This window comes from Citrobacter sp. Cf088, assembly GCF_030334295.1.
Classification (GTDB): Bacteria; Pseudomonadota; Gammaproteobacteria; order Enterobacterales; family Enterobacteriaceae; genus Citrobacter; species Citrobacter freundii.
The window spans coordinates 1-16,265 of the sequence record NZ_JAOWEE010000057.1 but is presented as its reverse complement, the minus strand read 5'-3'; the positions used below and the strand labels follow the sequence as shown (position 1 = coordinate 16,265).

11 protein-coding genes and 1 tRNA gene are annotated in these 16,265 nt (G+C 51.8%); 5 read left to right on the top strand and 7 right to left on the bottom strand.

The annotated features are described in order from the left end of the window. Window positions 1-66 precede the first annotated feature (66 nt). Window positions 67-2,511, bottom strand: coding sequence for a trimethylamine-N-oxide reductase 2 (locus tag OGV71_RS21135; protein ID WP_106875514.1), 2,445 nt, complete (start codon window positions 2,509-2,511; stop codon window positions 67-69). Between the two features lie 20 nt (window positions 2,512-2,531). Further along, entirely contained in the window at window positions 2,532-3,626 is a 1,095-nt protein-coding gene (locus tag OGV71_RS21130) for a NapC/NirT family cytochrome c (protein WP_003835730.1), read from the bottom strand. A 528-nt stretch (window positions 3,627-4,154) separates the two neighbouring features. Between OGV71_RS21130 and uspF the strand changes: the two genes are divergently transcribed. Continuing rightward, window positions 4,155-4,583, top strand: coding sequence for a universal stress protein UspF (gene uspF / locus OGV71_RS21125; protein ID WP_003021923.1), 429 nt, complete (start codon window positions 4,155-4,157; stop codon window positions 4,581-4,583). 478 nt (window positions 4,584-5,061) lie between these two features. Here the strand turns inward: uspF and torD are convergent, their stop codons facing one another. From torD to torC, 3 genes are read right to left on the bottom strand one after another with little or no spacing between them, the layout of a single operon-like run. Further along, complete coding sequence (torD, locus tag OGV71_RS21120) at window positions 5,062-5,676, bottom strand: molecular chaperone TorD (protein ID WP_003021920.1); 615 nt, start codon at window positions 5,674-5,676, stop codon at window positions 5,062-5,064. Then, the gene (gene torA / locus OGV71_RS21115; protein WP_204583936.1) at window positions 5,673-8,213 is read right to left on the bottom strand and encodes a trimethylamine-N-oxide reductase TorA; all 2,541 of its coding nucleotides are present in this window, start codon (window positions 8,211-8,213) and stop codon (window positions 5,673-5,675) included. Before torA ends, torD begins: the two co-directional genes overlap by 4 nt. Continuing rightward, the gene (gene torC, locus OGV71_RS21110; protein ID WP_003021915.1) at window positions 8,203-9,381 is read right to left on the bottom strand and encodes a pentaheme c-type cytochrome TorC; all 1,179 of its coding nucleotides are present in this window, start codon (window positions 9,379-9,381) and stop codon (window positions 8,203-8,205) included. The genes torA and torC overlap by 11 nt, the downstream gene beginning before the upstream one ends. A gap of 131 nt (window positions 9,382-9,512) precedes the next feature. Between torC and torR the strand changes: the two genes are divergently transcribed. Beyond that, the gene (gene torR, locus OGV71_RS21105; protein WP_204583938.1) at window positions 9,513-10,205 is read left to right on the top strand and encodes a two-component system response regulator TorR; all 693 of its coding nucleotides are present in this window, start codon (window positions 9,513-9,515) and stop codon (window positions 10,203-10,205) included. Here torR and torT read toward each other — a convergent pair. Further along, window positions 10,178-11,209, bottom strand: a complete 1,032-nt coding sequence (gene torT / locus OGV71_RS21100) for a TMAO reductase system periplasmic protein TorT (RefSeq protein WP_257651673.1) — start codon at window positions 11,207-11,209, stop codon at window positions 10,178-10,180. The two genes, torR and torT, sit on opposite strands and share 28 nt — an antisense overlap. Window positions 11,210-11,291: 82 nt before the next feature. Between torT and torS the strand changes: the two genes are divergently transcribed. After that, complete coding sequence (gene torS / locus OGV71_RS21095) at window positions 11,292-14,057, top strand: TMAO reductase system sensor histidine kinase/response regulator TorS (protein WP_204583940.1); 2,766 nt, start codon at window positions 11,292-11,294, stop codon at window positions 14,055-14,057. 37 nt (window positions 14,058-14,094) lie between these two features. Here the strand turns inward: torS and OGV71_RS21090 are convergent. Continuing rightward, window positions 14,095-14,171 (bottom strand) — tRNA-Arg (locus OGV71_RS21090). Window positions 14,172-14,424: 253 nt separating this feature from the next. Between OGV71_RS21090 and fimW the strand changes: the two genes are divergently transcribed. Together fimW and OGV71_RS21080 are read left to right on the top strand one after the other, a co-directional pair. After that, window positions 14,425-15,018: a fimbria biosynthesis transcriptional regulator FimW gene (gene fimW / locus OGV71_RS21085; RefSeq protein WP_003021906.1), complete on the top strand. Its 594-nt coding sequence runs from the start codon at window positions 14,425-14,427 to the stop codon at window positions 15,016-15,018. 119 nt (window positions 15,019-15,137) lie between these two features. Beyond that, entirely contained in the window at window positions 15,138-16,118 is a 981-nt protein-coding gene (locus tag OGV71_RS21080) for an IS5-like element ISKpn26 family transposase (protein WP_000019445.1), read from the top strand. Window positions 16,119-16,265: the final 147 nt, after the last annotated feature.

Genomic DNA, 16,265 nt, shown 5'->3' with positions numbered 1-16,265 from the left:
TAAAACGTTGCCCAAACAGTAATAAAAAACGGGAGCCTTACGGCCCCCGTTTATCAGCCATCATCATTACATGGTGACAATTGCTGGCTCATCAAAGACGGTGAGTTTTGGCGCTTCACCGGTGAATTTTTCTGCATATACCAGGCTGGTATTCCCCGCACAGCCATTCGCCAGCCGTGAGGTTGGGATATCCGCCGTCAGCACGTTCGCGCCGCCATTTTTACAGATACCGTTTTCAATATCCGGCCATGCGCCTTCATGGATACAGATGATTCCCGGTTTGATACCGTCGCTGACGTGCGCCCCCACCAGAACCTGTCCGCGAGCATTCCATACACGAACCAGATCGCCCTCGACAATCCCTCTGGCTTTCGCGTCATCCGGATGAATCGTCACCGGTTCACGATTGGCAATCGCGTATTCTTTACGCAGCGACGCGTAGTTCAGCTGGCTATGCAGACGATGTGCCGGGTGCGCCGTCAGTAGCTGCAGCTGATCTTTATCCGCAGTTCCTTTCCATTCATCCGGTTCAATCCAGGACGCATGCGGCGGACAGTCTTTATACTGATAGCCTTCAATCGTTTTCGAGTAGATTTCTATCTTGCCGCTCGGCGTTCCCAGCGCATTCATGACCGGATCGCTGCGGAAATCCGCGTAGCGCACATATTTGTTATTCTTTTCATTCTCACGCATTTCGATCAGTTTATTCTGCTGCCAGAACGCGTTGAACTGAGGCATGGCGACGCGCTGGGCGCGGGCGGCTTTTTGCGCAACGTCATAGAACTGCTTCAGCCACGCCATTTCGTCTTTGCCTTCGGTGTAGACCGCCTTACCACCCGGCTTGAGCATCTCAGCCAGATCGGCAAATACGTCAAAATCACTACGCGCTTCAAACTGCGGCGCGATGACCTGCTTCATAGGCACCAGATGCTGGTTACTGTAATCACCGGTCATGGTCAGATCGTTACGCTCAAACGAGGTGGTGATTGGCAGAACAATATCGGCGTGTTTGGCCGCTGCGGTCCAGTAACACTCAGAGATGACAACCAGTTCAGGCTTCTGCCAGGCTTTGATTAAGCGGTTGGTATCCTGATGATGGGTAAAGTTAGCGCCACCCGCCCACCAGATCATTTTGATATCCGGGAAGGTTTGCTCTTTACCGTTATGCTGATATTTGCCGCCTGGGTTTTCCAGCGCCTCGACAATTCGCGCTACCGGCAGGCTGGTCACCGCATCAGAAACCGCCCAGTCGTTGCCCGCAGATGATCCCCCCTCAATTTTGGCGGATATTGCTGGCAATACCCCACCGGTGCGTGTTGGGTTACCGCCGTTAGAATAGTGATAAGAGAACCCGAAACCACCGCCTTCGGTACCAATTTGCCCCAGCATCGCCGCCAGAGTCACCAACATCCAGTGTTTTTGCTCACCGTATTGCTGACGCTGAATCCCCCAGCCTGCCATGAGCATGGTTTTGTTGCTGGAGAAAATTTCCGCCAGCTTTTCCAGTTGCTCAGCAGGCACGCCACACACGCCAGATGCCCACTCGGCGGTTTTCTCAATTTTGTCGCTCTTGCCGAGCAAGTACTCTTCAAACTGCGGATATCCGGTGGTGTATTTTTCCAGGAAGGCTTTGTCGTGAAGATTTTTCTTCACCAGCGTGTGGGCGATCCCTAACATCATCGCCACATCGGTCCCCATATGTGGCGCAATCCAGGTCGCATTATCACCAAAGAACTCGATGGTTTCAGAACGCATCGGATCGATGGCGATGACGCTTTTCCCTGATTTTTTCAGCAGATTAAAGTATTCAATCCCCTGTTCATCCGTGCTGCTCCAGGCAATTTTGAGGGTATTGAGCGGGTTCATCCCCCACAGCACCACGACCTGACTGTGCTCTAGCACCATCGGCCAGGTGGTTTGCTGCTCATAGACTTCGACCGATCCCACAACGTAAGGCATGATCACCTGCGCTGCCCCGGTTGAATAATCTCCGGTATGACCGGCGTAGCCACCGGCCATGCTCATATAGCGTTGCAGTAGGGTTTGCGCCTTATGCAGAACACCGCTGGAGCGCCAGCCATAGGAACCGGCAAATATTGAGGACGGGCCATAGCTGCTACGGATCCGGCTATGCTGCTCGTGAATGAGCTTCAGCGCTTGTTCCCAACTCACGCGCACGAAAGGATCGTTACCACGTTTACCATCCGCTTTACCCGGGTTTTCCAGATAGCTTTTGCGCACCATCGGATACTTAACGCGGATATTGGTATGAACCTGATCCGGCGCGGTTTGCTGTAATGAGTTCGGCACCGTTTTCGGCAACGCACCTTTTGAGGAAACCACTTTGCCGTCTTTGACTTCCACGAATACCGCACCCCAACGTGCTGCCGTCAGGATTGCCCCACCATTCTGGCCTTCGGCCCAGGCCGGCATTGGGATCACCGAAGAAATTGCCATTGTCCCGGTTGCCGCGCCAGCCGTCTTGATAAAGTCACGTCTTGTGAGTTTCATGATTTCTCCTGATTTATCGCTTATTTGTTCATGTCTTTCGCGTTGTACTGGAAGTAACGGCTCAGGATATCCAGTTCGTTTTCACTGATATTGGTACGAGCACCCATCCCTTTTGCCACAGAAGGCCAGGCGTTGAGCGTGAAATGATTCGCCGGAATTGGCGCATGACAACCCGCGCAGTACACATTGTCGAGTTTGCGTGCGTAATCCCACATGGGTTCGCGGCTGGCGAGAGCGGAACCGCTCCATTCGCCCTGCAGCACGACATCTCGCCACGCATTGCCGTAGTCATCTTTTTTCCAGTCGGAGAGGATCTTCAGCGACTGCTGACCTTTTTCACTCAGGCTGGCAAGAATCAAACGCTGCCCTGCTGCGTAGTAAATAACCTGTTCACTTCCCTGCATCTGGCTACCGCGAATCTCGACCAGTCGCGCGTTGTCCGTTGTTTTCAGAACCTGCATTTTTGTTGCCGGGTAAACGGTTCCCAGATCGCCAAGCGCGGTATTGCTTACGGCATAAAGCTCAGTTGCCGAGGCTGGAGTAGAGGCTGACTGCGCTTCAAGCCCTTTAAGCGCACTGTCATCCATTTTTATTTCAGGTGGGAAATGGGCGACGCCTTTATGGCAATCAATACAGGTTTGCTTTTCCGCGATGCCCATTTTGTGCATCTTCTGGGCATCCGCGCTTTGTGCAGCAAGATCCATGGCGTCCATACTATGGCAGCTACGGCAGGTCGCAGAATCACTCGCCTTGAGCTGTGCCCAGACGGTTTGCGCCATCTCCAGACGATGTTCTTCAAATTTTTCCGGGGTATCGATTTTTTTGGTTATGAACTGGTGATAAACATCTTTTGAGGCCCGCAGCTTAGCCACCAGATAATCCAGCCCGCCCTCCGGGATATGACAGTCCGCGCACTCTGCGCGAATGCCTTTCTGATTCTGGAAGTGAACCGAGCCGGTATATTCCTCGTAAGGTGCCTGCATCGTATGGCACGACAAACAAAATTCCGTGCTCGAGGTTTTGTGCAATGTCCATTGCCCTGCCAAAACAATAACTGCACCAAGAACAATGCACAGCAGCATCGTCCATATGATAGTTTTATTTATTTTTCTCATCTTTTATTTCCATCAGACGAATACCCTTTTAGAGGTAGACAATAAATATACTAAAGCAGCTACTTATTGATATTCATCAAGCGAAGAGAGAAATAAGAATCAGCCAACGGGTAAGTTTGAAGGGGCTCGCATAATTAATGAGAACGAAATGTAAATATCAAATTTCTTTTAAAATTAGAATTTTAAACCAAACATAAAGTTTGATTAACTATTAATCACACAAACATCAGAATAAAAGTTTGATAAAGATTAAAAGCTGCTGAAATTAATCCTTTGGTGACAATCGTTATATAATTAAATATATAATGAAAACACATAAAAAAGAACCCTTTTCTGTTTTTTGATTACACGTATTAATGAAGATACCTGTCTTACAGTTTTGCTCACATATACATATACGGCCAGACATGCGACACACACATTTCATTGACGCACATTTATGCACGTAACCTTGATCTGGTCACTTATTATACAAAGACAACTTTCGCTACACTCAGAGTAGAGGTAAACAAACAGGAGGTAGTGAATATGTATCGCTCAATTCTGGTGCCCATCGATATCTCTGAAACCGATTTAACTCGCCATGTTGTTCCACAGGTTCAGGCGCATGCCAAAACCGCGAAGGTTCACTTTTTAGCCGTTATTCCTACCGTTCCGTTCTATGCCTCGCTAGGGCTAGCCTACTCTACCGAATTCCCGGACAGAAGTGGTCTGCAGGCCAAGGCCAGCGAAAAACTCGAAGAGATTATTAAGCAGTTCAATATTCCTGCAGGCAGGAGTCAAACTCATGTCGTTTACGGCCCGCCGAAGGATCAGATCCTCAAGTTGGCAGAGGCGGTGGACGCCGAGCTTATCGTCATCGCCTCACATAAACCCGGTTTTAGCACTTATCTGCTGGGTTCAACGGCAGCAGCCGTGGTACGCCACGCGAAATGTCCGGTGCTGGTTGTACGGTGAGAGGATTAAAACGGGAGCGAATGTGCTAATGCCATTCAGTTCACGAAGATGAATGACCATGGAAATAACTGAGAGTGGAACAGCCATAACGAGGTCATCGCTTCAACGCCCTGATTTCCAGTTAAATCTGTTTTGCTGTTCAGCGATTTTCAAATAAAAGCACAGGAGATCAGGTGTGGACTGGTCCGGCTGAAAATTGCCGACGTGTTTCCGTAAGGCCGGGAGAACCCGCAGGGATGCGGGTTCAGGGCGCGTTTTACAGGGATGTTGCCTCGCGCCCGACCCGGTAGCCTGAAGGAATAAGCGGAGGGTATTGCGCAGCAACAATTTTCCCGCCGGGAGCCGGGATTGTTAAGGGTACGGCGATAGTACCCTTAACACGTTCACAGGCAGTATCGTTTCAGAGAGGTGAAAAACATAAGGTGAACGTAGCAATACCACGGAGGCAACAGATTCATTACCTCCGGATGTGCTGCTCTCAGCGCTGATTATCCAGCCTGACCAATGCCAGCAACAGCTGGCTCAGTGCACCATAGAAACCAAAGTCATCATACCGACGGCATTTAGTGGTGAACTCCGGTAACCAGCGTAACAGCCCTGCCAGCGTTTCTCTGCGCAACGCATCAACCTGCTGATGACGCGGTCCTGCCTCTGCCAGGGAAAAATGCAGATGGCTCAGCAGTTCGATAAAAATCGCCAGATGATCGGCTGACTCGCTAAACGTATCGCTTACCTGCATGCCCGCATCAGATAATAGTTGTTTAATGACCCCATAGTTTGGCCCTCCTTCAAGATGAGCCGACGCATAGGGTAACGCCGCGTGTTTATCCGACATCAGGAACAGGCTGCAAAAATCAGCTGCCAGTTCCAGAGTAGCGTCTTCACGCGCCTTCAGCGCAGCAATTTTTTCCTCCAGCAAAAGGACCTGCGCCTCAAGCAGCGGCTCACCTTTGAGCACCGCGAACCACTCAGCCATTTCGCTGGACTGTAAAAGCGCCAGGCTTTCATCGTCACGCTCCCGGGAAAACAACTGCGCCAGCCAGGCGTACACGCAGGCCATTTGTTCTGTTGTCAGGGAAAAGTGTTTCGTCATGACGTCACCTGCTCAGCCGGGACATATTCACACTGCGCCACCATTTTTATCGGGCCACTGAACGCCGTCACGTTATCCACCTTGCCGGTATACTTCTCAATTTCCACCAGCGTAGTATGGGCGCTGGTCGCCTGCGCCAGCTGAGACGTGCCGATATCTATCGTTAACACGTTCGGATTGCCGTATTTACACAGCGCTCCGATTTCTCCACCGTTATCAGGATCGTACCAGGCACCTTCATGGATGCGCGCCACGCCCGGCGAGTAGAGATCGGAGACAACCGCCCCGGCCAGCACTTGTCCACGCGCGTTAAATACACGAACTATATCGCCGTTGCGAATGCCCCTGGCGTTGGCATCCTGCGGGTTGATAAACACCGGCTCTTTGCCACTTACCGCATAATGCTTACGCAGCGCTTCGGACTCGCAGAGCTGTGAATGCAGACGGAAATCCGGGTGCACGGATTGCAAATGTAGCGGCCAACGCTGCGATCCGGGTCCTCCGTGTGAGCGTTCGATTTTCTCAAACCACATCGGATGCCCCTGGCAATCGTCATATTGCATATCGGCAATGGTTTTCGAATATATCTCGATCAAACCGCTCGGCGTGCCCAGCGGTTCAAGGTCGGGATCTTCACGGAAGGCCTGATGACGAACAAACATCTGCGGATGTTCGAATTCAACGTACTCTTGCTGATTCCAGAAAACGTCGAAGGCCGGAAGATGAACGCCGCGTCCCTTCCCTTGCTGGCTTCCTTCCTGCCAGATGCGCTTCAACCAGCCCATCTCATCCAGCCCTTCAGTGAACGCTTCTTCACGGTTAAAGCGGCGGCAAAGATCGCGGAAAATATCGAAATCATTACGCGCTTCAAACTGCGGCTGCACCAACTGCTTCATGGCGATAATTCCGCGGTTGGAGTGGTTGCCATATTGGTCAAGATCGTTACGTTCAAACTGGGTCGTCGCCGGTAATACGATGTCGGCGAATCGACAGGTCGACGTCCACTGATTATCGATGGCGATGACGGTTTCCAGCTTACGCCATCCCTCAATAATGCGATTAATCTGCTGGTGACGATGGAAAGGGTTGGTCCCGGCAAAAACACACATCTTCAACGGCGGTAACTTAACGGTTTTGCCGTTCCAGTTAATGTTTTTGCCCGGCTCCAGAATCGCATCGATAAAACGCGCGATCGGAATAGTACTGCTGTAGCCCTTATAATCGGTACTGTCATGCACAGGAGGCACGGTGGTGGAGCCAGAAAAACCGCTCAGGATAATCCCTTTACGCCCCGGGGTGCCCGCACCGTTGTAATGCCAGCCAAAGCCAAAGCCGCCGCCGGGTAAACCGATTTGTCCGAGCATCGAGGCCAGCACCACGATCATCCACGCCCACTGTTCCCCATGCTGCATACGCTGCACGCACCAGCCGGCAATAATTTGCGTTCTGCCGCCCGCCATCTGCCGCGCCAGTTCACGAATCGTATCTGCATCAATTCCGCAGATTTTTTCCGCCCACTGGGCATCTTTAGGCTGTCCGTCACTTTCGCCCAGCAGATAAGGCAGAAATTGCTCAAACCCAACGCAGTAGTTATCGAGGAAATGCTTATCGTAGAGCTTCTCGGTATACAGCGTGTGTGCCAACGCCAGCTGTAGCGGCACATCAGCCTGCGGGTTCACGGCGATGTGCTTAACCTTGTCGCGGCCCAGATAGTCATGCGTTGAGGTGACGACCGGGTCAACGCTGATGACCGAAATCTCACCCCGCGCCACTTTATCCTTCAGTTGCTCGTAGTATTCGTAGACATCATGATCCGGACACCACCAGTTCGCCTGCTGGTTTTTGATGAGATCGGAACCCCACAGCACAATGGTTTTGCTGTTTTCTAGTACCAGCGGCCAGGAGGTCTGCTGCTCATATACCTCCATTGACCCTACAACGCGCGGCAGAATGACCTGAGCGGCGCCGGTGGAATAGTCTCCCCCGGTACTCACGCTGTTGCCATGCAGCGCAATGGCACGTGCCAGCATCCCGGAAGCATTGTGGAACATCCCGGTCGATTGCCAGCCGCTGGCAGTCAGCAGCGCGCTCGGACCATAGGTCTTCTGAATGCGTTCCAGCTCCTGGTAGAAGAAGTCCAGCGCTTCATCCCACGAAACGCGTACAAAGCGGTTATCTCCGCGCTGAGTGGTATCGCTCTGATGGCGCTTACGCAACCAGTCCACGCGGACCATCGGGTAGCGAATACGCGCTCCACCGTGTACGTGATCCGGGAGTCCGGCGATCATTTTTGACGGGTATTTATCATGCTCAAACGGTTTGGCCTCAATAAAACGACCATCAACCACGGTGGCACGGATAGCCCCCCAGTGAGAACCGGTCAGAATCCCCTCTTTGACGCCAGTGCCCTGGACTTCTGCGGCGTTGGCGCTACGCGGCGTGAGCAGCGAAGGCCCTAACATACCAGCTACGGTCAAGCCCCCCAACTGCATTAGAAAACGTCGGCGAGATGCCTGAAAGAGATCGTTATTTTTCATTGCTTTCTCCCTTATCGCCATGCGGCTTATCCGTAGTGTCAGAGGCATTCATCTGCAAATATTTCAGTAAGGTACGTTCTTCACGTTTATCCAGACTGGTAAAGCCAATCATGCCGTTCAACGTGCCAATCCAACCGTTAGCATCAAAGTGTTCTTTCTCTGGCGCGCCGTGGCATTGGTTACAGGTTCCGTTGTAGAGCGAGTCGGCATAAGCCCAGATAGGTTTGATGTCGTTGACCATATCGCCCTTCTGCATCCAGGCGGTGGCCTGCAATTTACTCCATGGCGTATTCGTTTCCGCAACGGTGGTTTGCTCCAGCGTCTTCACGTGCTGCTGGATGTCGCCACGAATGGAAGCCACAAAAATGCGCTTGCCCGGCAATTGCGCCAACACGCGCTGACGCCCATTACTCTCGGTCCAGCCCACAATTTCAATTTGCAGCCAGTCACCGTCACGCTTTAACACTTTCACTTCAGAAGCGGGTAGCAGTGATCCTGCAGGTTCTTTATCACCTTTGGCGGCATAAATAGGTTTGATGTCCAGAGAGTAGAGCGTCTCGCCATCGTCGTTTGCATTGGCGCGTAACTGATCAAACTGCTTACGGAAACCGCTACTCATATCGGGAAGCTGATGCGCAATACCTTTATGGCAGTCGATACAGGATTGGTTGTCCTTGGCCGCAATCTTCATCTGGCGAGCAGCTTCAGGATGTTGTTTAGCGTGGTCCATCGCATCATAGTCATGACAAGAACGACAGGTCGCGGAGTTGTTCTCCTTCATTCGCGCCCATTCGCGCTCCGCCAGCTCAGCGCGTTTGGCTTCGAATTTCTCTGGAGTATCAATAGAGTGGGCAACAAAGGTTTGGTAAATATCGTTGCTGGCCTCCAGCTTACGTTTCACCATGCCTGGAATATCGGATGGAATGTGGCAGTCATGACATTCTGCGCGTACCCCGGAGGCATTCTGAAAATGCGCAGACTGTTTATATTCTTCGTAAACCGGCTGCATACTGTGGCAGCTCACGCAAAACTCGGTAGAACTGGTTAATTTAATACCAACGTGCGGTAAGACGATCAGCGCAATACCGACCACAATCCCGATAACGACCAGCGCCAACACTGACCAACGTGCGCTCGGTCTGAGCAGCGCCCTCCATAGTTTCCGCATAATAGCCCCTGTAATCTTATGGTTTAGTTACAGAGGATCTTATTTCTCAAATGTGAACAGCAACACTGGTCAGGATGAATGACTTACGGCACAATGTGAACAGATATGAACAGAAAGAGCACGCCATCAGGATGTCGCATCACATTGTCATTGTTGAGGATGAACCCGTCACCCAGGCGAGGTTACAGGCATACTTTGAACAGGAGGGTTACCACGTCTCGGTCACCGCCAGCGCTACAGGCCTACGTGAAATCATGTCACAACATCCTGTCGATCTTATTCTGTTGGATATCAATCTCCCGGACGAAAATGGCTTAATGCTGACCCGCGCTCTACGTGAACGCTCGACGGTGGGGATCATTCTGGTGACGGGTCGCAGCGATCAAATTGACCGTATCGTTGGCCTGGAAATGGGGGCCGATGATTATGTCACCAAGCCGCTGGAGCTACGTGAACTGGTAGTGCGGGTGAAAAATTTGCTCTGGCGTATCGACCTTGCCCGCCAGGCACAACCGGAGACCAAAGACAACTGCTATCAGTTTGCCGGATATTGTCTGAACATTTCCCGTCATACCCTGGAACTGGGCGATGAGGCGATCAAACTCACCCGTGCCGAGTATGAAATGCTGGTCGCTTTTGTTACCAACCCAGGGGAAATTCTCAGCCGCGAACGTTTACTGCGTATGCTTTCGGCACGACGGGTAGACAATCCAGACTTACGCACCGTGGATGTATTGATCCGCCGTTTGCGCCATAAGCTACGGGCTGATTTACTGGTGACGCAGCACGGCGAAGGTTATTTTTTAGCGGCCGACGTGTACTGATACAGATAAACCGGACGGAACCCGCCGGGTGACAGCGAGCGCTGAACATGCTGGCTGTCGGCATTTTTCGGGGTGAGCACCAGGATCGGTGGACTGATATTTTCCGCCACCGGTTGCCCTTGTAATACTCTGATGGCCTGTTGAATCGCCAGTTCACCTTGCCAGACCATTTGATCGCTGGCGGCCATAATGATTCTTTCGCGTTTAAGCCCGCGATACACCTGATGCGAAAGATAAAAAGAGACCACGGTTAACGGCGTCCCCTGATTCCGCTTCTCTCCCATCGCTGCCTCCGCAGCAATTGCTGTACCGGCAACCACGTCGACATCCGGGTGACGTTCCAGCATCTCTTGTAACAGGTTGCGCTGAACCTCAATATCATTGTCCCCCAACGCCACATCCACGATGTGCACCTGACTGCCGGCAATCGCCTGACGGAATCCTGCCACCATTTCGCGGCTGCCTCCGGCGTCATCAGGTCCGGGCAATAATAAGACCTTTAACGGTTTTCCCGCGCTCCACTTAACCAGATAGCGACCTGGCTGGTAACCCATCTGGAACCATGGAACTCCAACCCGGGCTTTCACCGTCGGATCGTGTATCGCATTCACTACCTCAATGACCGGCAACGTACCAACCTGCGCCTGCAAATCCGGAAAAGTCGTTGTGCTGCTGCCCAATAAAATGGCATCCGCTCCCCACTGCTGGCACTGGGCGATTTGTGTTTTTTGCGTGGTGAACTGACGATACCCTCCCGCCTCAAACACCTTCAGGCTTACTCCATATTTTTTTGCCGCCTCAAGCATGCCGTAATTCACGGAGAGCCAATAGGAATCTTTCAGACTGGGATACAACGCGCACAGTTTCCACACTCGGCTTGCGGTCACGGCCACGTGCGATTCCGGTACTGCCTGCTGCGTATCCTGCCAGCGCAGCAGTGCGGCCCCGGCCGCGTGACTTAAGCCGGGAAAAAGTGTGATAAGCAGGAAAACCAATACGCGCATGATAGCCTCAACATTGATAAGGCTTTATCCTAGTTGCTTTCCTCTTTTGGACTCAACCTTTTTAATCTGTGGCGACCAGACAGTGAATTTATCTCTGACCAAACGACTGTGGATAGGCTTTGCGCTGATGGCGGCACTGACTCTTATCAGTACGCTGACAGGCTGGTATAACCTGCGTTTTGTCAGCCAGGTTGAGCAGGCCAATACCCAGGCGCTAATTCCAACCATGGATATGGCACGCCAGCTCAGCGAGGCCAGTGCCTGGGAACTGTTTTCAGCACAAAATCTAACCACCGCAGACAATGAAAATATGTGGCTGGCTCAGGGGAGAATGCTAACCGCCCAGAGTCTGAAAATAACCACATTACTCAAAACTCTTCGTGAACAGGGCTTTGATACCTCGGCCATTGAACAACAGGAAAAAGAGATCGCCCAGTCGTTAAGCCATCAGGGGGAGATGGTTGGCGAACGCCTGAGATTACGCGCTCAACAGCAACAACTTAGCCAGAAAATTATTGAGGCCACCGCTGACGTTGCCGAAATGGCGCGCGGCCAGGCCAGCAATGCAGCTACCTCGGCGGGCGCCACGCAGGCAAGCATTTATGATTTAATTGAGAGTCATCAGGGGCAAGCGGCTGAACACGCGTTGGACAGGCTCATCGATATCGATCTGGAATATTATAACCAGATGAATGAGCTGCGCCTGAGCGCGCTACGCGTGCAGCAAATGGTGATGAATCTGGGGAATAACCAGGCGCAGAATAACCTGGCTGCGCTGGAAAGCCAGTTGAATGCCGCCGTCAGAGTGCTTCACCGCCGACAAATACGTATTGAAGATCCAGTGGTGCGCACTCAGGTGGCCGACACCGTCAATACGATTAGCCGTTATATTGAGCTGCTGTCCCTGTATCGCCAGGATAATGACATCACGACCCAATTGCAGATCTTATCGCAGAATAATATCGAACAATTTACCCGTTTCAGTAGCGAAGTCAGCCAGTTGGTGGAAATCATCGGCCAACGCAATCAAAGCGGACTGGCGCATCTCAAACAGGCCAGCCAGCGCGGGCAACACTTGCTGCTGCTGTTAGGTGGCGTGTCATTATGTTTGCTGATTCTTATACTTTGGCGTGTGGTTTATCGCTCAGTCACACGCCCACTGGCACAGCAAACCCAGGCGTTGCAGCGTCTACTTGAGGGGGATATTGACTCCCCATTTCCGGAAACCGCAGGCGTTTGCGAGCTGGATACCATCGGGCGGTTGATGGATGCCTTTCGCAGTAGCGTTCACGCCCTCAATAACCATCGCAAACATCTGGCCGCACAGGTTAAAGCTCGCACCGCCGAGCTGCATTCTATGGTATCTGAACACCGGCAGGCCCGTGCAGAAGCTGAAAAAGCTAACCAGGCGAAATCGGCGTTTCTTGCCGCTATGAGTCATGAAATACGCACTCCGTTGTATGGTATCCTCGGCACTGCGCAGTTGCTCTCAGACAATCCCGCTCTGACACAGCATCGGGAAAATCTACGCGCAATCACCGACTCGGGCGAGTCTCTGCTGACCATCCTCAACGATATCCTCGACTATTCCGCCATCGAAGCCGGTGGAAAAAATGTGGCGATAGGCGATGAGCCTTTTGAACCCAAACCCTTGCTGGAAAGTACGCTTCAACTCATGAACAGCCGCGTTGCCGGTCGTCCGGTTGTGCTGGTTGCGGATTTTGCCGATAACGTTCCCGCTTCCCTACGTGGCGATCCGCGCCGCATCCGGCAAATCATTACTAACTTATTAAACAACGCACTACGCTTTACCGATCGAGGACACATTATCCTGCGTAGTCGGCGTGAAGATCAGGACTGGTATGTTGAGGTTGAGGATACGGGATGCGGAATTGACCCTGCCCGTCAGCACGATATTTTTCAGCCGTTCGTTCAGGTAAGCGGTAAACGCGGTGGAACCGGACTCGGACTCACCATCAGCGCCAGTCTCGCCAAGGCAATGCAGGGAGAGCTAAGCGTCACCAGCACACCCGGCGTCGGGAGTTGTTTCCAGCTGCGTCTGCCATTGCGGGCAACCACGATGCCCGTCATTAAACCCGCACAACGCTCCATATCGTTACAGGGCTTACGCTTATTGCTTATCGAGGATAATCCTCTTACGCAGCGCATCAGCACAGAAATGCTCACTCTCAATGGCGCACAGGTCACCGCTGTCGACTGTGCCGAGGAGGCGTTAAGCCTGTTGCGGGAAGATGCCAGCTTTAATGCTGCTCTGGTTGATTTCGATCTTCCTGATATCGACGGGATCACGCTGGCACAGCAGTTAGCCCACGACTATCCGGCACTTAACCTGATCGGCTTTAGCGCACACGTCATCGACGAAACGCTAAACCAAAGAACCAGTACCCTGTTTCTCGGCATTATTCAAAAACCGGTTCCCCGGGATGAACTCAGTCGACTTATTACGCATTATCTGCACGCCAACGAGTCTCTCCCGCTTGCATCAGACAATGACAACAAACGGTTAGATTTTCAGCAATTGGCTGGGGATATCCAGGTCATGGGATGGCAAAAGGTGCACGAATGGTTAGCGCTCTTTAAGCAACACACCCTTCCTTTATTAGATGAAATTGACACGGCGCGAGATTTAAATGAGCGCGAGCAGATAAAACGTCTGGCACATCAGCTCAAAAGCAGCTGCGCCAGCATGGGAATGCGCTCAGCCAGCACGATGTGTGCAGCACTTGAACAGCAGCCGTTGGGTGATTTTTCACTCAGAGAGGAGATCCAACAAAGTCTTTATGAGGTAGAACATTGGCTGGAAGCAGAAAAACCGTCCCACTCGTAACGGTGCGTTGAAGCTGAGCATAGGGACTAACTTTGAATGGTACGCCCTGTAGGATTCGAACCTACGACCTACGGCTTAGAAGGCCGTTGCTCTATCCAACTGAGCTAAGGGCGCATTGCGAAGTGATTACTTCATGCAGATGAAACGCGTGAATTATACGGTCAGCGCCTGCTGAGTCAATGCCTTTTATTTCAGTTGCTGGCGAAGTGTACGAATGTTGATTTTTTCTGCTTGTTCAAGGGTATCCAGGAAATCACCTGGTAACAACTCAGCCCACGAAACGCCAGATTTAAGGATACATGTATTTAGAATATTTATGATTTTGCTTAACATTCCCTTACCCCTCCAGTGGTTCAGGAACTCTTTAATGTTAAGTATCGCCATCAAGGAAGAAAACAGTCACTTCGAACATGGACTGAAAATCATCATCTCCCATCTGGCAAATCAGTGGCATCAGGAGATCTGCTTTTTACCTGTCGAGAATATCGATCGCGCTGACATCGCGTTTATCTCCCTGGATGAAGATTGGCTCAGCGCCGATTGCTATCAGATTCCGATCCATACCCGCCGCCAACACCGGGTTGTCATCTGCAACAGAAACGATAAAGATAAGCTGATGTTCCGGCCCTGCCTGTACATGTTGCCGCTGATCTATCGGGAAGATGACGTTGAGGAAATGACTAAAAAATTAGTCCCCATCCTGCAAAAACGTGCGCTGCGCAACAACGTGCCTGCAACTATCTGCCATTACTGCACTACCCGCAACTTTTCTGTCGACGAACGCAAGTTCTTAATGTTTCTCGCCAGCGGATATACCTTAGCCGAAACGGCTCACCTACTCTCAATAAGCGATCTTCAGGCCAAAGCGACCCGCCGCGGCATAATGAAAAAGCTGCATGTGAAAAACGATCAGCAATTCTTAAGATACATCCGCGCCCATCTGAATTTTCTACAAAATTAGACAGGGTATCTCTGCCTAATTTTTATTGAGAAATATCTCATCCTCGATTAAGGAAGGTGCGAACAAGTTCCTGATATGAGATCATCATATTCATCCGGAGCGCATCCCAGAGGGACATCATGAGCCATCAACTCACCTTCGCCGATAGTGAATTCAGCACTAAGCGCCGTCAGACCCGAAAAGAGATTTTCCTCTCCCGCATGGAGCAGATTCTGCCATGGCAGAATATGACCGCTGTCATCGAGCCGTTTTATCCCAAGGCGGGCAATGGCCGACGGCCCTATCCGCTGGAGACCATGCTGCGTATTCACTGCATGCAGCATTGGTACAACCTGAGCGACGGTGCCATGGAAGATGCCCTGTACGAAATCGCCTCCATGCGCCTGTTTGCCCGATTATCCCTGGATAGCGCCCTGCCGGATCGCACCACCATCATGAATTTCCGCCACCTGCTCGAGCAGCATCAACTGGCCCGTCAATTGTTCAAGACCATCAATCGCTGGCTGGCCGAAGCAGGCGTCATGATGACCCAAGGCACTTTGGTGGATGCCACCATCATTGAGGCACCCAGCTCTACCAAGAACAAAGAGCAGCAACGCGATCCGGAGATGCATCAGACCAAGAAAGGCAATCAGTGGCACTTTGGCATGAAGGCCCACATTGGTGTCGATGCCAAGAGTGGCCTGACCCACAGCCTAGTCACCACCGCGGCCAACGAGCATGACCTCAATCAGCTGGGTAATCTGCTTCATGGAGAGGAGCAATTTGTCTCAGCCGATGCCGGCTACCAAGGAGCGCCACAGCGCGAGGAGCTGGCCGAGGTGGATGTGGACTGGCTGATCGCCGAGCGTCCCGGCAAGGTAAAAACCTTGAAGCAGCATCCGCGCAAGAACAAAACGGCCATCAACATCGAATACATGAAAGCCAGCATCCGTGCCAGGGTGGAGCACCCGTTTCGCATCATCAAGCGGCAGTTCGGCTTCGTGAAAGCCAGATACAAGGGGCTGCTGAAAAACGATAACCAACTGGCGATGTTATTCACCCTGGCCAACCTGTTTCGGGTGGACCAAATGATACGTCAGTGGGAGAGATCTCAGTAAAAACCGGAAATAACGCCAGAAATGGTGGAAAAAATAGCCTAAATAGGCTGATTCGATGTGTTTGCGGGAAAAAAATCGGCCCAGATCCGCGAAATTTTAATCAGCGAGTCAGCTTGGGAAGAAATGACCTGCTTATTCGCACCTTCC